Origin of the sequence: Alkalibacterium subtropicum, assembly GCF_900112455.1 — a bacterium.
Classification (GTDB): Bacteria; Bacillota; Bacilli; order Lactobacillales; family Carnobacteriaceae_A; genus Alkalibacterium; species Alkalibacterium subtropicum.
Genome location: NZ_FOLT01000007.1, coordinates 85726 through 105881, shown reverse-complemented (window position 1 = coordinate 105881; position 20156 = coordinate 85726). Strand labels below are relative to the sequence as shown.

General features: G+C 45.7%; 14 protein-coding genes and 1 pseudogene. 12 read left to right on the top strand and 3 right to left on the bottom strand.

What is annotated here, in order from left to right; genetic code table 11:
- From BM049_RS11845 to BM049_RS08225, 5 genes and pseudogenes are all read left to right on the top strand, one after another.
- Positions 1 to 231: pseudogene (locus BM049_RS11845) on the top strand (ISLre2-like element ISAot1 family transposase); the annotation flags it as partial.
- Positions 232 to 369: 138 nt separating this feature from the next.
- On the top strand, positions 370 to 1266 hold the full coding sequence (xerC, locus tag BM049_RS08240) for a tyrosine recombinase XerC (protein ID WP_091530408.1): 897 nt from the start codon (positions 370 to 372) through the stop codon (positions 1264 to 1266).
- Between the two features lie 29 nt (positions 1267 to 1295).
- Complete coding sequence (gene hslV / locus BM049_RS08235; RefSeq protein ID WP_091530405.1) at positions 1296 to 1835, top strand: ATP-dependent protease subunit HslV; 540 nt, start codon at positions 1296 to 1298, stop codon at positions 1833 to 1835.
- 13 nt (positions 1836 to 1848) lie between these two features.
- Positions 1849 to 3273 carry an ATP-dependent protease ATPase subunit HslU gene (gene hslU, locus BM049_RS08230; protein WP_091530402.1) on the top strand — a complete coding sequence of 475 codons (1425 nt, stop codon included), beginning with the start codon at positions 1849 to 1851 and terminating at the stop codon, positions 3271 to 3273.
- Between the two features lie 21 nt (positions 3274 to 3294).
- Entirely contained in the window at positions 3295 to 4281 is a 987-nt protein-coding gene (locus BM049_RS08225) for a sensor domain-containing diguanylate cyclase (RefSeq protein WP_091530398.1), read from the top strand.
- Between the two features lie 59 nt (positions 4282 to 4340).
- Here the strand turns inward: BM049_RS08225 and plsY are convergent, their stop codons facing one another.
- Positions 4341 to 4940, bottom strand: a complete 600-nt coding sequence (gene plsY, locus BM049_RS08220; protein ID WP_091530395.1) for a glycerol-3-phosphate 1-O-acyltransferase PlsY — start codon at positions 4938 to 4940, stop codon at positions 4341 to 4343.
- 264 nt (positions 4941 to 5204) lie between these two features.
- Between plsY and parE the strand changes: the two genes are divergently transcribed.
- The 4 genes from parE (at position 5205) to BM049_RS08200 (ending at position 11420) form a co-directional block, all read left to right on the top strand.
- Positions 5205 to 7184: a DNA topoisomerase IV subunit B gene (parE, locus tag BM049_RS08215; RefSeq protein ID WP_091530393.1), complete on the top strand. Its 1980-nt coding sequence runs from the start codon at positions 5205 to 5207 to the stop codon at positions 7182 to 7184.
- Positions 7185 to 7204: 20 nt separating this feature from the next.
- Positions 7205 to 9682, top strand: coding sequence for a DNA topoisomerase IV subunit A (parC, locus tag BM049_RS08210; RefSeq protein ID WP_091530390.1), 2478 nt, complete (start codon positions 7205 to 7207; stop codon positions 9680 to 9682).
- 279 nt (positions 9683 to 9961) lie between these two features.
- Positions 9962 to 10483, top strand: a complete 522-nt coding sequence (locus BM049_RS08205) for an RNA polymerase sigma factor (RefSeq protein WP_091530389.1) — start codon at positions 9962 to 9964, stop codon at positions 10481 to 10483.
- A complete protein-coding gene (locus BM049_RS08200) occupies positions 10476 to 11420 on the top strand; it encodes a hypothetical protein (RefSeq protein ID WP_091530386.1) in 945 nt (314 codons plus the stop codon). The genes BM049_RS08205 and BM049_RS08200 overlap by 8 nt, the downstream gene beginning before the upstream one ends.
- A gap of 65 nt (positions 11421 to 11485) precedes the next feature.
- On the opposite strand, the gene BM049_RS08195 is transcribed toward BM049_RS08200, so the two are convergent.
- Together BM049_RS08195 and adhE are read right to left on the bottom strand one after the other, a co-directional pair.
- Positions 11486 to 12490 (bottom strand): potassium channel family protein, encoded by a 1005-nt coding sequence (locus BM049_RS08195; RefSeq protein ID WP_091530384.1) that lies wholly within the window; start codon positions 12488 to 12490, stop codon positions 11486 to 11488.
- A gap of 440 nt (positions 12491 to 12930) precedes the next feature.
- A complete protein-coding gene (gene adhE, locus BM049_RS08190; protein ID WP_091530382.1) occupies positions 12931 to 15528 on the bottom strand; it encodes a bifunctional acetaldehyde-CoA/alcohol dehydrogenase in 2598 nt (865 codons plus the stop codon).
- 339 nt (positions 15529 to 15867) lie between these two features.
- Between adhE and pflB the strand changes: the two genes are divergently transcribed.
- The 3 genes from pflB (at position 15868) to BM049_RS08175 (ending at position 19978) form a co-directional block, all read left to right on the top strand.
- Positions 15868 to 18129, top strand: a complete 2262-nt coding sequence (pflB, locus tag BM049_RS08185; protein ID WP_091530380.1) for a formate C-acetyltransferase — start codon at positions 15868 to 15870, stop codon at positions 18127 to 18129.
- A 34-nt stretch (positions 18130 to 18163) separates the two neighbouring features.
- Positions 18164 to 18916, top strand: coding sequence for a pyruvate formate-lyase-activating protein (pflA, locus tag BM049_RS08180; RefSeq protein ID WP_091530377.1), 753 nt, complete (start codon positions 18164 to 18166; stop codon positions 18914 to 18916).
- A 135-nt stretch (positions 18917 to 19051) separates the two neighbouring features.
- The gene (locus tag BM049_RS08175) at positions 19052 to 19978 is read left to right on the top strand and encodes a manganese-dependent inorganic pyrophosphatase (protein WP_091530376.1); all 927 of its coding nucleotides are present in this window, start codon (positions 19052 to 19054) and stop codon (positions 19976 to 19978) included.
- Positions 19979 to 20156: the final 178 nt, after the last annotated feature.

Below are 20156 nucleotides of genomic sequence, written 5' to 3'. Positions count from 1 at the left end.
GTAGCTAATGTCGTAGCATTACTAACAGCAGAGCAAAACAGTCTTCTGGAAAAAGCTTTGACCACAAAAGTTGATTCTATCGTTGAACCGTTAGGTGAAGATCTTAAGGGAGCAGTCCGTCAGGCTTTGAAAAAGCCTCGTTCAACCACACACACTGTTCAAACTGGGAAAATATCCAACTTTGACCCTGTGAGTAGCTTCATTGGGAAATTAGGCCAGGCATTTTCCTAAAAATATTAACACAACATAATTTCTGTTAATTCTACTAGTTAAAGGTTACCGAGAAAAACTTGACGCATACATCCCACTTTCTTTGTGTGCCTGAATGTCTCGCATATGGTAAAATAGAGAAGGTGAGGAGAGATACGCATGGAAAATAAATGGATCCGCCTTTTTTCAAACTATCTGACCAATGAACGGCATTATTCTGAGCATACGAATCTTGCTTATATTGACGATTTACTGGCGTTTGAGCGTTTTTTAAAAGAAACAGGGGAAGAGGATATCTTGGCAGTGGAATTGTCTGACGCGCGCATATATCTGAGTTATTTAACGGATAAAGAATATTCGCGTGCTTCGATCTCCCGGAAGATATCCAGTATGCGTGCTTTTTATCAGTTTTTACTCAACAACGAGATCGTTAAGGACAACCCATTCTCTTATCTGCATCTGAAAAAACGCGGCTCACGCTTGCCCAGCTTTTTCTATGAAGAAGAAATGAAGGTGCTGTTTGAAGCTGCAGAAGGCGATGCGCCGCTTGACCTGCGCAATCAGGCTCTTTTAGAACTGCTTTACGGGACAGGGATCCGTGTGAGCGAATGTCAGGGCATCCGGCTGCAGGATATCGATTTTGAGATGGGTATGCTCTTCGTTAAAGGAAAAGGCCGAAAGGAACGCTATATTCCTTTCGGGCATTATGCAAGTGAAGCCGTCAAGGCCTATATCGAAGATGGAAGAAAGCCGCTGATGTTAAAATACAGGAAAGACCATGATCATCTTTTTATTAACCATCATGGGGATCAGATCACTCAAAACGGCATTCAGTTCGTATTGACACAATTGATCAAAAAGAGTGCGCTGTCTCATAATATCACCCCGCACATGCTTCGACACACCTTTGCGACTCATTTACTTAATAATGGCGCGGACATACGAACGGTGCAGGAACTGCTGGGGCATAAGAGTCTGGCTTCGACGCAGATCTATACGCATGTGACCACCGAGCACCTGCAGAAGGACTACAATTCTTACCACCCAAGAGCGTAACTAAACACTTTAAAATGGAGGAAAACAAAATGACAGAGTTTCATGCAACGACGATTTTAGCTATCCAACATAATGGCGAATGTGCCATGGCTGGAGACGGTCAGGTCACGATGGGCGAGAAAGTCATTATGAAAGGCTCAGCCCGTAAAGTAAGAAAAATATACAACAATGAAGTCCTCGTCGGTTTTGCCGGCAGTGTGGCTGATGCGTTTACTCTTGAAGAAAAGTTTGAAGGCTATCTGAACCAGTACAACGGCCATCTGATGCGGGCGGCGGTCGAACTCGCCAAGGAATGGCGCACAGATAAAATGATGAAAAATCTGGAGGCCCTGCTCATCGTGATGAACAAGGAACAGATGCTTTTAGTCTCCGGAAATGGTGAAGTCATCCAGCCGGACGACGGCATTTTAGGCATCGGTTCAGGCGGGAATTTTGCCTTGTCAGCTGCCCGTGCACTGAAAAAACACGGAGAAAAGCTCTCGGCGGAAGAAATCGCTAAAGACAGCCTGACGATCGCTGCTGACATCTGTGTGTATACCAATCATAATATCGTAACCGAAAAACTGTAAGGAGACTGATGACATGAAAGCTAGAAATGATTTAACACCAAGAGAAATCGTAACGAAACTGGATAAATATATCGTGGGTCAGAAGGACGCTAAAAAAGCTGTCGCGGTCGCTTTGCGCAATCGCTACCGCCGTCTGAAACTCGATGACGACATGCAGAAGGAGATCACACCGAAAAACATCCTGATGATCGGTGCGACCGGTATCGGTAAAACAGAGATCGCCCGTCGTCTGGCTGCTATCGTGGATGCTCCTTTCATCAAAGTGGAGGCAACAAAATTCACAGAAGTCGGGTACATCGGCCGGGATGTGGAATCCATGGTCCGTGACTTGACGGAATCTGCCATCCAGCTGGTTCGGGATGAATACCGCAGAAATGTGCGTGGACGCGCTGAAAGACGAGCCATCGAACGCGTGGCTAAAGCGCTGGCTCCCGGTATCAAAAAGGAAAAAAGCGGCTATGACAACAATCCTTTAGCCGGCATGTTCAAAGGGATGGGGATGGACCCGAACCAGTTCAACCAGAATGCCGATGAGGAAGAAGAAACAGTAACGGAAGAAATCTCTTCCAAACGCGATGCACTGATCGATCAGATCAGTCGCGGTATCCTTGACTCAAGAGAAGTTGAGATCAAAGTGGAAGAAAAGAAAAAAGCAACCAGCAGCCCGATGAGTCAGCCGCTGGAACAGATGGGCATCGACTTGTCAGAAACGTTCGGTCAGCTGACGCCTGCTAAAAAAGTGAAACGTAAAGTCACAGTGAAAGAAGCCGTCGATATCTTTACGGAAGAAGAAGCAGACAAACTTATCAATACGGAAGATATCTACTCAGACGCGATCCACCTGACTGAGAACTCAGGCATCATCTTTGTGGATGAAATCGATAAGATAACCTCTAAAGGGCAGCAGAACAGCGGTCAGGTGTCCAGAGAAGGTGTCCAGAGAGATATCCTGCCGATCGTTGAAGGATCCAGTGTCCGTACGAAATACGGAACGGTCAATACGGATCATATCCTGTTCATCGGCTCCGGTGCCTTCCATTTATCCAAGCCAAGTGATCTGATCCCAGAGCTCCAGGGACGTTTCCCGATCCGCGTGGAACTGGACGATTTGACGAAAGATGATTTTGTCAAGATCCTGACAGAACCGGAAAATGCGCTGGTGAAACAGTACCGGGCCTTACTGGAAACCGAAAACATCAACGTGATCTTTACGATGGAAGCGATCGAAAAAATCGCTGAGATCGCTTTTGACGTCAATGATTCGACAGACAATATCGGGGCACGTCGTCTGCATACGATCCTCGAGCGCCTGCTTGAAGATCTGCTGTTCGAGTCGCCGGACATGACGATGGGTGAAGTGAAGATCACAGAAAAATATGTTGAAGACAAAATCGGGCATATCGTCGAGAACAAAGACCTCAGCCGATATATCCTATAAAACAGTTATTGGGGTGCGTAAATGACGAGTGAGAACTTGCGGGAAAAGACAAAAGAGGAACTGCTTTTAAAGATCAACGCTCAAAAAATGCTGATCGATGAACTTCTGGCCGAAAAAGAGGCAGAAGTGAAACTGGACTATCCCTGGAAAGGGAATCTTGGTCACTGGTACTGGAACATCCAGACCAATGATGTGGTCTTTAATCCCCTGAAAGTAGAGGCCATCGGCTACTCTATCGATGAATTGCCTGAAAAGATCCCTTACGATTTTTTCACAAATAAGCTGCATCCTGAGGATTATGAATCTGTGATGGAGAATATGCGCCGGCACTTGGAAGGGCTCACTCCCGTTTACGAAGTCGAGTACCGCATAAAGGCCAAGGACGGCTCCTGGAAATGGTACTATGACCGTGGCAAAGTCACGAAAAGAGCAAAAGACGGGGCGCCTCTCTTTGCTGCAGGCATCGTGTTCGATGTGTCTAAGCAGAAAAGTAAAGTGGAGAATCTCGAGGATCTGACGTCTTCACTGATCGAACTGGTCGACAAGGATGAACTGACAGAGATCAGGAACCGCCGAGCCGTCATCAGAGAATTGAAGACGCATATGATCGATTCAGCGGTCAAGGGCAAGAAACTGGCTGTCAGCATGGTGGACATTGATGATTTTAAACAGCTCAACGACACCAAGGGACATGTCTTTGGGGACTATGTGCTCAAAGAAATCGCCAAGACACTGGAACGTAAACTGGATAAAAAGGGCATCGTCGGACGTTATGGCGGCGAAGAATTCCTGATCCTTTTACCTGACACCACAAAAGAGGCTGCAGAACAGCATCTCAATGACTGTCGGATGGCGATCGAAACCAATGAATTCCTGAAACTCGAGTCTTTGACTATCAGTGGCGGCTTCACACTCTATGATCAGGGAGATCATGAGGATGTGCTAAAGGAAGCAGATAAAAACTTGTATAAAGCAAAAGCTTCCGGAAAAAACAGGATCATCGGATAAAAAAAGACCTTTTTCACGCTCAGTCAGAACAAACCGACAGAGCTGGAAAAGGTCTTTTACTATTTTTTTGAACGGTTGAGTCCAAAAGGTACTTTGTTTTCTTCTCCTCTGCGGATCCGGTCTATGTTTGCCCTGTGCCTGACGACGACGAGGACCATAGCGATCCAGACGATGGCCGTAAAGACCCAGTCACCCACGAAGAGCGAAGCGACCGCAGCAAGGATCAAAGTCAGCACGCTCGCTAGACTGACCATGCTGGATGTGTACAGAATGCCTGCAAACACCATGATCAAAACCAGGACGAAGAGGGGTTGAGCACCCAGAGCGACGCCTGCAGTCGTGGCGACGGCTTTCCCGCCTTTGAATCCGGCAAAGATCGGATAGACATGACCGATGATCGCGAATAACCCGATGAACATGGGATGGATCGTCACACCAAACCACAGGGGCAGCAGTACTGCCAGCGTGCCTTTAGCAATGTCCATGATCAATACGACTGTTCCGGCCCATTTCCCCAGAACACGGTAAGTATTCGTGGTACCTGAATTTCCGCTCCCGTGCTCTCTTATATCTGTCTTATAAAATGCTTTGCCGATCCACACACCCGAGGGGATGGACCCCAGCAGATAGGCAGCAGCAATTAGAAAAAATTCAATCAAATGTATATCCTCCTTAAGTTGTCCCTTGATCCTTTATTATTCTACCATGCGGGGACCGTCGCGACAATAAAAGATGGCGGGCACCGCAGACGCCTTGAGTCACATGAAGTGGACGGGAACAAAGGTTTTTTACACATGCCGCTTAAATTATGGTAAGATTAATAGTGCTTGGCTTTTAATGAAAGAGTACACAATCTATATTTATCATAAAACGTTAACTCATGAAACATCAGCATGTGAAGAATCAAAGGAGAATCTGTGGTAATGGCAAAAAATAATTACGATGATAGTTCAATTCAAGTATTGGAAGGTCTGGACGCTGTCAGAAAACGTCCGGGCATGTATATTGGATCGACGGACTCCAGAGGGCTTCATCATCTTGTCTACGAGATCGTGGATAACGCAGTGGATGAAGTGCTGGCCGGATTCGGCTCGCGGATCGATGTCACGATCCATAAAGACAACAGTATCACGGTCAAAGATGACGGTCGCGGCATGCCGACGGGGATGCATAAATCCGGTGTCCCGACGATCCAGGTCATCTTTACGGTCCTGCACGCCGGGGGTAAATTCGGCCAGACAGGAGGCTACAAGACATCCGGCGGTCTGCATGGTGTTGGTGCTTCTGTTGTGAATGCGCTGTCTGAAGAGTTGACGGTCCAAGTCAACCGTGACGGCTTTGAATATACCCAGCATTTTAAAAAAGGCGGAAAACCTGCCGGCAAATTGACAAAGAAAAAAGGCCAGAAAAAAATGACCGGAACGACGGTGCATTTCAAACCGGACCCTGACATCTTTTCAACGACGGACTATTCATTTTCTATTCTAAGTGAACGTTTGAGAGAATCGGCTTTCCTTTTAAAAGATGTCACGATCACAGTCAAAGATGAACGGAAAGAGGATGCCGAAGAAGTCTTTCACTATGAAGAAGGAATCAAGGCATTCGTTGATTACATCAATGAAGAAAAAGATACACTGACGCCGATCGCCTATTTCGAAGGGGAGTATAAAGGCATCGAAGTGGAATGTGCCTTTCAGTACAATGACGGGTATTCGGAGAACCTGCTGAGCTTTGTCAACAATGTACGGACCAAAGATGGCGGGACGCATGAAATCGGAACGAAAACGGCGATTACAAAGACCTTTAATGAATACGCTAAGCGTGTGAACCTGCTTAAAGAGCGTGACAAGAACCTGGAAGGGACGGACGTGCGCGAGGGGATCGCAATCATTTTATCTGTCCGCATCCCTGAGAAACTCCTTCAGTTCGAAGGTCAGACGAAGAGCAAGCTGGGAACGACAGAAGCACGTGCGGCTTGTGACACGGTCATCTCAGAGCAGTTCAACTTCTGGCTGGCTGAAAATGGAGAAATGAGTCAGCAGATCGTCCGTAAAGCAATCAAAGCCAGAGAAGCCCGGGAAGCGGCACGTAAAGCAAAAGATGAATCCCGTAACGGCAAGAAAAAGAAACGTAAAGAAACTCTGCTGTCAGGTAAACTGACACCGGCGCAAAGTAAAAACGCTAAAAAGAACGAACTGTATCTGGTCGAGGGAGATTCCGCCGGTGGATCGGCCAAGCAAGGACGAGACAGAAAATTCCAGGCGATCCTGCCTCTACGTGGTAAGGTCATCAATACAGAAAAAGCGAACATGCAGGATATCCTAAAAAATGAAGAAATCAGCACAATGATCTACACGATCGGGGCCGGTGTCGGACCGGAATTCGATATCAAAGACTGCAATTACGATAAGGTCGTCATCATGACCGATGCGGATACGGACGGCGCACATATCCAGGTGCTGTTATTGACCTTCTTCTATCGTTACATGAGACCCTTGATCGAAGAAGGCAAGGTGTATCTTGCGCTTCCGCCCTTATATAAAGTGTCCAAAGGCAAAGGCAAAAAAGAAGTCATCGAGTATGCCTGGACGGATGAAGAACTGGATAAGCTACTTGAAACTTTCGGCAAAGGCTATATCATTCAGCGTTACAAAGGTCTCGGTGAGATGAACGCTGACCAGTTGTGGGATACAACGATGAATCCCGAGTCACGTACGCTCATACGTGTGACGATCGATGATGTGGCACAGGCTGAACGCCGCGTGTCTGTTCTCATGGGGAACAAAGTCGATCCCCGTCGTAAATGGATCGAAGAACATGTTGAATTCTCGCTTGAAGAGGAAGGCAGCATTTTAGAAACCAATGAAATTCTTGAAGAAGTGGAAGAAACTGTAGAGTTGTGAGAAAGGTTTGACTTACTGACATGGCAAAACAACGAGAAGAAATACAAGAGTTGACATTAGAAGAAGTAATGGGCGACCGTTTCGGCAGATATTCGAAGTATATCATCCAGGAACGGGCTCTTCCTGATATTAGAGATGGGCTCAAGCCCGTCCAGCGCCGTATCCTGTATGCAATGTATTCTGAAGGCAACACGCACGATAAGGGATTCAGAAAATCAGCGAAAACGGTAGGTAACGTTATCGGTAACTTCCACCCGCACGGCGACAGCAGTGTATATGAAGCGATGGTCCGTATGAGTCAGGACTGGAAAATGAAGACGCCTCTGGTCACGATGCACGGGAATAACGGAAGCATGGATGGCGATCCCCCTGCAGCGATGCGTTACACCGAGGCACGCTTGTCAAAAGTGGCCAATGAACTTCTGAAGGATATCGATAAAGAAACGGTTGAATTCGTCCTTAACTTTGATGATACAACAAACGAACCGACTGTTTTACCTGCGCGTTTTCCGAACCTGCTCGTCAATGGCGCAACCGGTATCTCTGCCGGTTATGCAACAGATATCCCGCCCCATAACCTGGGTGAAGTCATAGATGCTTGTATATATCAACTACAGCATCCGAATGCATCGGTCGACAAGCTGATGGACTTCGTCAAGGGGCCGGATTTCCCCACCGGCGGGATCATTCAAGGGATCAAAGGCCTGAAATCCGCCTACCAAACGGGGAAAGGCAAGATTGTTGTCCGTTCCAAGACCGAGATCGAAAAAATCCGGGGCGGCAAAGAACAGATCGTCATTACTGAGATCCCTTATGAAGTGAATAAAGCGACGATGGTGCGTAAAATGGATGAGATCCGCATCAACAAGAAAATCGACGGGATCGCAGATGTCCGTGATGAAAGTGACCGGACCGGCCTGCGTATCGTAGTCGAGCTGAAGAAAGACACACCGACTCAGGGGATCCTGACCTACTTATTCAAAAATACAGATCTTCAGGTCTCATATAACCTTAATATGATAGCCATCAGCGACAGACGTCCGCAGCAGGTGGGGCTGAAGGAGTTTCTAGCGGCGTATATCTCTCACAAAAAAGATATCGTCAGAAAACGCACGAAGTTTTTACTCAATAAAGACCAGAAGCGTGCACATATCGTTGCAGGTCTGATAAAAGCCATTTCCATCCTGGATGACGTCATCAAGACGATCCGCGGAAGCAAAAACAAGGGCGATGCCAAAGACAATATCGTCAATGCTTACGGATTTACTGCGATGCAGGCTGAAGCGATCGTGAGCCTGCAGCTTTACCGCTTGACCAATACGGACATCACGCAGCTTCAAAAAGAAGCCAGTGAGCTGGATGCGCGCATCAGTGAGTACAATAAAATCCTGAATGATGAGAAAACGCTGGAATCAGTTATGAAGAAAGAACTGAGAGAAGTAAAGAAGGAAAACGCCAAAGACCGACAGACGGTGATCCAAGACAAGATCGAAGAACTGAAAGTCGAAAAAGAAGTCCTCGTTACCGAAGAAGAAGTCGTGGTTTCAGTGACAAAAGAGGGCTACTTGAAACGGACAAGCCTGCGTTCTTACGGGGCTTCAAACGCTGAGGAAATCGGCTTAAGAGACGGGGATCACTCTGTCTTTACCGAAAAAATATCAACGCTGGATCACGTCGTTCTGTTTACGACGAAAGGGAATGTCATCAACCGACCCGTGCATGAGATCCCGGAAATTAAATGGAAAGACCTGGGCGAACATATTTCCCAGACGATCAGTATACAGCCTGACGAGAAGATCATCGCAGCATATGGCTTGAAGGAATTCTCAAAGCAGCAGAAATTCGTCTTTATCACGCAGGCGGGCTACATCAAACAGACGCTTGCTTCAGAATATGCGCCGAAACGGACCTACCGTTCACGTTCAGCGACAGCGATCAAATTAAAGACGAAAACCGATAAGCTGCTCTCCGTTTATCTGATCAATGACGAGTCGCTGTATGATGTCTTTTTAGTGACCCAGCTCGGGTTTGGTCTGCGCTATACGTTGCCTGAAGTGTCAACAGTCGGCGCGAATGCGAGTGGTGTAAAATCCATCAACTTGAAAAAAGAGGATCATGTAGCAGGGGGCCTCATCTTTGACCCTTCTGAAGGAAACAAGAGCGCTTTGATGATCACCCACCGCGGATCTGTCAAGCGGATGAACGTTGCTGACTTCGATGTTATTTCAAGAGCCAAACGCGGCCTGCTTGTGCTCAGAGAACTCAAGAACAAGCCTCACCGCATGGCGCTGTTGATCGATGTCGAACAGCTGGATGCTGAATGGACCATCGTGACGGACAAAGGCAATGAATTTACGGTCAGAGCGAAAGATTATGCCTTCAGCGACCGCTACAGCAACGGGTCATTCATCCTGGATGAAGATTCCGACGGTGTGCCTGTCGATGCCTATAAGGAAAGTATTGTTCAAATAGAAGAAGAAAAAGAAGCGAAAGAGTAATATCCACAGAGAGGGTACACATTCCGGATGAATGCGTGCCCTTTTTCTATAAAATAAGGGGATGAACAAAGCACAGCAGAGCGAATCACGGTGTCGCTAAAACGTCACATGGGAAGCAGCAGAAGTTTGGGTCATTATCTCTTCATTATCATCCTCACATGAGGGGGGAATACATCTGGGGCGTGAAATCAGTAAAATATTTTACATAAATCGGAAATAATTTAAACTATTTAAGGATCTGTTTCGTCTAATAAGTAAAGAGGAAAAGGAGGCGATGGCGTGGACAAGATACTTAAACGAGCTAAAAAAGGGGACAGTCAGGCTTTTTACACCCTTTTTCATTCCTGTGAAGAGGATATCTATAAAATGGCATACGTGTATGTCAACAATCAGACAGATGCTCTAGATATCGTACAGGAAACGGCTTACCGTTCTTTTAAAGCAGTGAAACACTTAAAAGATGGAAGATATTTCAAGACCTGGCTTATTCGGATAACCATCAACTGTGCGATTGATCATTTGAGAAAAAATCAGCGGCTGACCTATGTGGAGCCGGAAAAGAATGGCTATTATTACCAGGCGCCGGTTCACCAGACAGACCTTTCGCTTACACTTAAGTCGCTGATCAGCAAGCTGGATGAAATGGAGAAATCCATGGTCCTGCTCAAGTATTATGAAGAGTATACATTCAAAGAAGCGGCCGAGTTGTTAGATATACCTTCGGGGACGGCCAAATCCATATTATATAGAGCTATCGATAAACTCGGAAAAGATCTTCAGGAGGAGGATTTTTATGAATAAAGATCTCAAAGATATCATGAATGAAATAGAGGTTCCCAAAGAGCTGAAAGATAGAAGCACAAAGGGGATCCAAGAGGCAGAGCGGGAATGGGGAAAAACACAGAGATCCAGACCGAACAGTAAGGTGGTCTGGTCCATAGGTCTGGCAGCGGCTGCCGTGTTATTGATTTTCGCTTCTGTCGAGTTCTTTTCTCCAGAAGAAAACAAACGTACGGGTGAAGGCATTGATATCCCTGCTTTAGAATTGCCAGAGCAGCCAGAGGCAGACAGCAGCTCTATGGTTTCCCTGATCGTCTATAAAGGAAATATTTATACTCAATCGGATACCACGATCGATCGAGAGGATATCAGGGCGCTCCAGGGGGAAAAACTGGGAGAAACGATTCCCTCCATTGATGAGTGGAGTGATCAAAGTGATTATGCGGAGGAATTCGCCTCGACCATCAGTCAAGCGTCTGTCTATTCAGTGGAAGGATATGAGGAGTCGTTCCGGATCATGACTCTTTCCGAAGAAAATGAGCATGTGGACGGTATGCTTTTTGAAAAATTAAATGGATTGACGGTAACGCGTGGGGAAGATGTCTTCGGTAAACTGAAAATCGAAGGAAATATCAAAGCAGTACAGTATAGAAGTTTCGAGGGATGGGACAGTAAGACCGACACGTTCCAGACCCTGGAAAACGAAGCAGCTGTACAGTCTTTTATCACAGGGTTGTACAATGCCGTGCCTGTTGAACGCACCTCAGAAAACGATCCTATTGGAACGATGCGCAGCGATGAAACCTTTAAAGAACTGGTATTAAATCTGAAAGATGGAACAGAAATCTCCCTCATCTTATTAAGTGACAAGTATGTTTATTATGGTACGATGCCTGTTTATTTTGAAATGACTGATGAGGCATTCAGCGGGCTCTGGAATCAGCTCGAAATCAACTAAACAAAGGGGAAGGCAAAAAAAGCCGGGCAGAAAATGTCTGCCTGGCTTTTTTTGTATGATCAGGTTCAAGAACCGGCTAATTTTTTCAGTTTTTTGAAATCATCGTCGTCACCCAGAGCGATCAGTGTCTGACCAGGTGTCAGCAGATGATCTTTAGTCGGGTTGAAAATAATACCGTCCTCATCTTTTTCCTTGATGGCAATGATGATCAAGTCCGTCTGTTCAGGAATATTTGCTTCCATCAGGGTTTTATTGCTTATCCGCGAGGCCGGTTTGATGACCACTTCATTCAGGTTCAAGTCGATCTGACCGGAATGCGTGATCGTATCCAAAAAAGCAATGACAGAGGGTTTCAAGAGCATGGAAGCCATACGGTGCCCGCCGATCTCGTTTGGGGAGACGGTTTTGTCTGCCCCTGCCCGGATGAGTTTCTGGTGTGAGTTATGTGTAATCGCTCGTGCGACGATCAGAAGATCAGGCTTGAGCTGACGTGCCGTAAGCACGGTATAAAGGTTGTTCGCATCACTGTTCAGCGCGGCGATCAGCCCCTTGGCACGGTATATACCTGCTTTTTCAAGGACTTCATCCTGCGTTGCATCTCCCTGAAAAACAATGACGTTATCGAATTCTTTTACTGCTTCCAGTTTTTCCTCTTCGAATTCGATAACAACAAAATCCACTTGTTCCTTTTCAAGCGACTGGATGATATGCTGGCCTGTTTCACCGGCCCCACAGACAATAATGTGATCGTGTAATTCATTAAGCTGTTCATTCATTTTCTGTTCCCTCCATGCTTCCCTAAGTGTGCCTCCAAAGAAAAAACCGATCAGCTGTGACCCTGTATACCCGAGGATCCCCAGACTGAAGAAAATCAGGATGATCGTGAAGAGCTGGGCTGGGACAGTCATGGGAGCGACTTCCTGGAAGCCGACAGTGGAAATCGTGATGACCGTCATATAAAAGGCGTCCATGAGGCTGATGTCCAGCAAGAGATAATAGCCAATGATCCCCACCATGACAATGGTGATAAGTAGATATAAAATGTATAATGTCCGTTTGCGCTGCTGCACGTGATCAACTCCTAAATAGGTAAGTCTTCTTTCTCATTTTATCATGTAATCAGGTAAAGATATAGGAAGAGATCAGTTTGGTAACCGCTAGTATGGTATCCGCTGGACTTATTAGTACAGTTTTCTGGATTTGCGACTCCTGGTACAGTGGAGTATAGAGTGAGTAAAAACGATCACTAGAGATGATTGGCACCACTTCCTGAAAAATTTCCATCAGAACTGGTCGCAAAAACCATATTGAGATCACTTATAGTATACAGATGAACGAGGGGACAGGACGTTACCCTATAACGTAGAGAACCACTTGATCCTAAATAAACACAGAAAAGAGGTGTGCAGTTCAGAACAAGTCATACTGGTTTTAAAACTGAAATTAGAGCAAAAAAGAAGAGTCCGGCACGAATGTCCGGACTCTTCATATCATTCATTATACTGTTTGTTTATCCTTTATAGGCATTTCGGTAAACTTCTGCAAGTTCAGTGACTAAAGGCATTTTTGGATTGGCGATCGTACATTGGTCTTCGAATGCGCGGTCAGCCATTGCGTCGACAACTTTTTCAAATTCTTTTTTGTCTACGCCGTTTTCTTTGATACTCATTGGAATGTTGAGTTCTTTAGCTAAGTCGTAGACGGCTTTGATCAGGCTTTCTACGCCTTCTTCAGTTGTTTTTGCAGGTAAGTCAAGAGCTTTAGCGATTTCTGCATAGCGTTCGTCAGCAATAAAGTGTTCGTATTTAGGGAATGCCACGAATTTCGTTGGTTTCTTGGCATTGTAGCGGATAACATGCGGCATCAGGATCGCATTTGAACGGCCGTGTGCGATATGGAACTGTGCACCCAGTTTGTGAGCCAAGCTGTGGTTGATCCCCAGGAAGGCATTGGCGAAAGCCATACCGGCAATAGTCGAGGCATTATGCATTTTCTCTCTGGCTGTTTCATCTGCACCGTTCTTGTAAGCCATAGGCAGGTACTTGAAGACTAACTGGATCGCTTTGATGGCCAGTCCGTCTGTGTAGTCGTTTGCCATGTTTGACACATAAGCTTCGATCGCATGAGTCAGCACGTCCATACCTGTGTCCGCTGTAACAGCAGGGGGGACAGTCATCACGAACTGTGGATCGATGATCGCGACGTCTGGAGTCAGCTCGTAGTCAGCCAATGGGTATTTGGTCGATGTTTCTTTATCAGTGATAACCGAGAATGAAGTGACCTCAGAACCTGTTCCGGATGTCGTTGGAATCGCAACGAATTGAGACTTGCCGCCCAATTTAGGGAACTTGTAGACGCGTTTTCTGATATCCATGAATTTCTGTTTGATACCATTGAAGTCTGTATCAGGCTGTTCATAGAATAACCACATGCCTTTAGCAGCATCCATAGGAGAGCCGCCACCTAAAGCAATAATAACGTCAGGCTGGAAAGCGGCCATAGCTTCGGCGCCTTTCATGACTGTTTCTTTAGAAGGATCCGGTTCAACGTCAGAGAAGATCTCACAGTGAACATAATCCGGACGGTTTCTCAAGTGATAGAGGACACGGTCCACATAACCAAGTTCGACCATCATCGGATCAGTGACGATAAAGGCTTTCTTGATGTCCGGCATTTTAGCCAAATATTGTACAGAATTACGTTCGAAATAAACTTTTGGTGGAATCTTGAACCACTGCATATTGTTTGCACGTTTGGCCCGTTTCTTGACATTGATCAGGTGCATGGTGCTGACGTTTGTTGACACAGAATTCCCTCCGTATGAGCCACATCCAAGCGTAAGGGAAGGGATGTAGGCATTATAGATATCACCGATGGCACCTTGACTTGATGGTGCATTGACGATCAGTCGGCCGGCTTTCATGGCACGGTCAAATTTTTGAATGACTTCGTCACTGTGGGAGTGGATCACTGCGGAGTGTCCTAAACCACCGTAAGCCAGCATCTCTGTCGCGCGTTTGATTCCTTCCTCGGTATTGTTTACTTTATAGGCTGCAAGAACTGGGCTCAGTTTTTCTCTTGATAATGGATATTTCTTACCGACACCGGCATATTCTGCAATAAGGATCTTCGTGTCCTGAGGAACTTTGACTCCAGCCATGTCAGCGATCTCGTAAGCTGAACGACCGACGATTGCTGAATTCAACTGGCCTTCTTCTGAGACCATGAATTTCTCTACTTTTACTCGGTCTTCGTTGTTCAGGTAGTGGCAGCCGTTCTCGATCATTTGCTGTTTGACTTCATTATAAATCTCTTTATCTACAATAACTGCCTGCTCAGACGCACAGATCATACCGTTATCGAATGTTTTTGAAAGGATCAGATCGTTTGTGGCACGTTTGACGTTTGCAGTTTTTTCGATGTAGCACGGCACGTTACCGGCACCAACACCGAGGGCTGGTTTACCTGAACTGTAGGCTGATTTGACCATACCGGGACCGCCGGTAGCCAGGATCGTAGCGACACCGTCGTGCTTCATTAATGCCTGAGTTGCCTCAAGTGAAGGCTTGTCGATCCACTGAATGCAGTTTTCAGGTGCTCCGGCTTTGACAGCTGCTTCATATAAAGCTTGTGCTGCAGCAGCACTCGATTTTTGAGCAGAAGGGTGGAAAGCAAAGATGATCGGATTTCCTGTTTTGATTGCGATCATTGACTTGAAGATCGTTGTTGATGTCGGGTTCGTGACAGGTGTTACCCCTGCGACTACACCGATAGGTTCAGCGATCTCAACGGTTCCTTCATGGACGTTCTCATTGATGACACCGATCGTTTTGTCTGCTTTGATGCTGTGATAGATGTATTCAGACGCGAAGAGGTTCTTGATGATCTTATCTTCATATACGCCGCGACCAGTTTCTTCTACGGCCATTTTGGCAAGCGTCATATGTTCATCCAGACCAGCCAGTGCCATTTGCTTGACGATTTCATCTACCTGTTCCTGATCAAGTTCACGCATACCGTCCAGCGCTTTCTGTGCCTTCGTTACCAACTGATCGATAGCATCGTACACACTTGTTTCTTTTTTGTTTTTATCTAAAACCTTTACCATAATCATTTCCTCCTATAGTTAGTGAATGTTTGAGCAATACACTTTAAAAATAAAAGCCTTTCTCATATTTAACAAAGGGGCCCTGAAAAAGACTGGAAATTGTGAAGCCAAAGTGTTTAACTTTTTTCACTTTTTTACCACAAACCAAGAGTAACATAGTGAATTCGCTTTCATAAAGAGGGAGTTGTGTCAATATTGTGACAACTTGAACATGCAGCCGAAAACGTTGATTTAAAAGCAAAATGTCACATAATGTTCACTGGTTCACTTGTAAATAGTGAGCGATATGTGATATTATGAACTTGTCGAAATTGATATACACACAAAGGAGAATTAATTATGGAAAAACAGCGTACCGAAGAATTTTCTCTTGAAACCATCTGGGATGGTTTCACAGGCAAGACTTGGAAAGAAGAAATCGATGTTCGTAACTTTATCCAAAGCAACTATCGTCCATACGACGGCAACGAATCCTTTTTAGAAGGTCCGACAAAAGAAACAGAAGCTCTGTGGGCTCAGGTCATGGACCTCAACAAAAAAGAGCGTGAAGCTGGCGGCGTACTGGACATGGATACTGATGTCGTTTCTACCATAACTTCTCACGGTCCAGGATATTTATCTAAAGATAAGGAAAAAGTCGTCGGTTTCCAGACAGATGAACCTTTCAAACGTTCACTCCAGCCATTCGGCGGCATCCGCATGAGTGAAATTGCAGCTGAATCTTATGGTTATGAAGTGGATCCTTTCCTGTCACATGTGTTTAGAGACTGGAGAAAAACGCATAACCAGGGTGTATTCGATGCCTATACACCAGAAATGCGTAATGCACGCCGCACAGGGATCATTACTGGACTTCCTGATGCTTATGGACGTGGACGTATCATCGGAGACTACCGTCGGGTTGCTCTTTACGGCTTAGATCGTCTGATTGCTGAAAAAGAAGCAGACAAATCAAATACAGATAAAGCAATGATGAATGAAAAAATGATCAGAAAACGTGAAGAGATCAGCGATCAGCTGAAAGCTCTGCATGAACTGAAAGAGCTGGGTAATATATACGGCTTTGATCTTTCACGTCCGGCTCAAAATGCTAAAGAAGCCTTCCAGTGGCTGTACCTTGGATACCTAGCTGCGGTTAAAGAACAAAACGGTGCGGCAATGTCACTTGGACGTACATCGACATTCTTAGATATCTATATTGAAAGAGATCTGGAAAACGGCACGATGACTGAAGTGGAAGCGCAGGAATTGGTTGACCACTTCGTCATGAAGCTTCGCCTGGTCAAATTTGCCCGTACGCCAGAATACAACGAACTGTTCTCAGGCGATCCTACATGGGTAACAGAAGTCATTGCCGGTGTCGGCTTAGACGGCCGTCACATGGTCACTAAAAACAGCTTCCGATTCCTGAATACTTTAACGAACTTAGGACCGGCTCCAGAACCTAACTTGACTGTATTATGGTCAACAAAACTCCCTCAGTCATTTAAAAACTACTGTTCACGCGTTTCCATCGAAAGCAGCGCGATCCAGTATGAAAATGATGACATGATGCGTGAAGAATGGGGCGACGACTACGGCATCGCCTGCTGTGTGTCTGCTATGCCTATCGGTAAGCAAATGCAGTTCTTCGGTGCCCGTGCCAACTTGGCTAAAGCCTTGTTATATGCCATCAATGGTGGTGTGGACGAAAAATCTAAAGCGCAAGTTGCACCTGAATTCCGTCCGATCACTTCCGAGTATCTGGATTATGATGAAGTGACTCAGAAATATGACCAGATCTTAGACTGGTTAGCTGAAATGTATATCAATACCTTGAACATTATTCACTACATGCACGACAAATACAGCTATGAAAGTGTAGAAATGGCCCTGCATGATTCAGACGTTGCCCGTACGATGGCTACAGGTATCGCCGGATTCTCAGTTGCTGTTGACTCACTTTCAGCTATCAAACATGCGAAAGTCAAAGTCATTCGTGATGAAGACGGCCTGGCTGTGGACTACGAAATCGAAGGCGACTATCCAAAATATGGTAACGACGATGATAGAGTCGATGACATTGCCGTAGAACTTCTGAGATCATTCATGAACAAAGTCAGACAGTTCCCGACTTATCGTGATGCGACGCACACAACCTCTATCTTAACGATCACATCAAACGTTGTTTATGGTAAGAAAACAGGTAACACACCTGACGGACGTCGTGCCGGCGTACCATTCGCGCCTGGTGCCAACCCATTACACGGTAGAGATACAAATGGTGCCCTGGCAAGTCTGAACTCTGTGGCTAAACTACCTTACAAAGAGTCACTGGATGGCATTTCAAATACCTTCTCGATCGTACCGAAAGCCTTAGGCAAAGAAGACAGCGTTCAGCAGAACAACCTGTCCACGATGCTTGACGGCTACGTGAAAACAGGCGGACACCACTTGAACGTCAATGCCTTGAACCGCGAAACACTTGAAGATGCGATGGAGCATCCGGAAGAATATCCGCAGCTGACGATCCGCGTTTCTGGATACGCTGTAAACTTCATCAAACTGACAAAAGAACAGCAAATGGACGTACTGAGACGTACATTCCACGACTCATTATAAGAAAGCAGTTAAAAAATATTAGGGGGAAGTAATAATGACAGATTCACCAATAGGCTATGTACATTCAACAGAAAGCTTCGGCTCTGTTGACGGACCTGGGATCCGCTTCGTAGTGTTCATGCAGGGGTGTCGTATGCGTTGTGAGTTCTGTCATAACCCTGATACCTGGAACATGGGCGGCGGCACACCTTACGCACCTCAGGAACTTCTGGATAAAGCACTGAAATATAAGAATTACTGGGGAGAAGAAGGGGGGATCACCGTCAGTGGCGGTGAACCGCTCCTCCATATCGATTTTCTGATCGAATTTTTCAAACTGGCGAAAGCAGCAGGCGTCAGCGTTTCTTTAGATACCTGCGGTCAGCCGTTCACGTATGACGAACCTTTCTTCAGCCGTTTTGAGGAATTGATGAAGTATACGGATCTTGTCCTGATGGATATCAAGCATATCGACAATGAGATCCACAAGAAATATACGATGCATCCCAATACCAGTATTTTAGATATGGCAAACTACCTGTCTGAAATAGGGAAACCCATGTGGCTGAGACACGTGCTCGTACCTGAACGCTCGGATTATGATGAGCATCTGGAGCGCTTGAGTGCCTTTATCGAACAGCTGGACAGTGTGGAGAAAGTGGAAATACTTCCTTATCACCGCCTGGGCGTTTATAAATACGAGCAGCTGGGTATCCCTTATAAACTGAAAGATATCGATCCGCCTACGGCTGAACGTGTTGAAAATGCCAACCGCATTTTGAAAACACATAAATATCAGACGCAGTAATTAAAAACTATACGGGTGAGTGATTCAGCAGGAGATTTGCTGAATCAGAGCCTGTATAGTTTTTTTCATTTATTGAAATTTGAAGGATTTTACTATATCCTATAAGAAGAGAATGCAATTAAAAGGAGAATGACAGTGAGTAAAATATTGATTTTCGGCCATCAAAGCCCGGATACAGATGCCATCACATCAGCGATAACCTTTTCCCATCTGCAGAATGCCTTAGGAAAAGAGACGGAAGCCGTAGCATTAGGAAAAACGACAGCAGAAACGCAGTATGCTTTAGATCAGTTCGGCGTAGAAGCTCCCCGTATCATTACCACTGCTGCGGAGGAGACACAGGAAGTCATGCTTGTGGATCACAACGAAGCCCAGCAGAGCGTGCCGGATATCGATAAAGTCAAAGTTCTGGCCGTTGTCGACCATCACCGTATCGCCAATTTCCAGACAGCGAATCCGCTGCTTTACCGTGCTGAACCTGTAGGGTGCACCAATACGATCATCTTGAAGATGTACAAGGAAAACAATGTCGGTATTCCTAAACACATCGCCGGATTGATGCTTTCAGCGATCATCTCAGATACGTTATTGTTGAAATCACCGACATGTACGGAAGAAGATGAAAAAGCGGCAAAAGAATTAGCGGAGATCGCCGGAGTGGAATTGGAAGCTTACGGAAAAGAATTGCTGAAAGCCGGTACGGATACATCAAGTAAAAATGCCGACATGATCTTGAATGATGATGCGAAGAACTTCCCAATGGGCGGTTTGACCGTACGTATCGGCCAGGTGAACGTAGTGGACGTGGATGAGATCCTGGACCGCAAACAGGAACTGCTCGATGAAATGGCTGCTCAATCCGAAAACAACGATATTGATTTATTTGTCCTTGTAACGACGGATGTACTGAACAGCAATTCTGTAGCCATTGTCTATGGTAAAGAAAAAGCGCAGGTTGCTCAAGCCTTCAATAAAGAGTTGATCGACGATACCCTCATGCTTGAAGGAGTCGTTTCCAGAAAGAAACAAGTCGTGCCACCTTTGACTGCACAGTTCGGTTAAACGCGATAATAAATTTAATTGAAATTGGAAAGGACAGTCTCCCTGGAGACTGTCCTTCTTTTTTGTTTTTTAGCGATAGTTTTTCTGGGGAGTGACGAAGTTAAACCAGCCCGTAGTTCTTATTACCTTGAATGGATAGATAAAGCGGTCAGTTGTGCCTGCCCGCTTTTGATTCGTG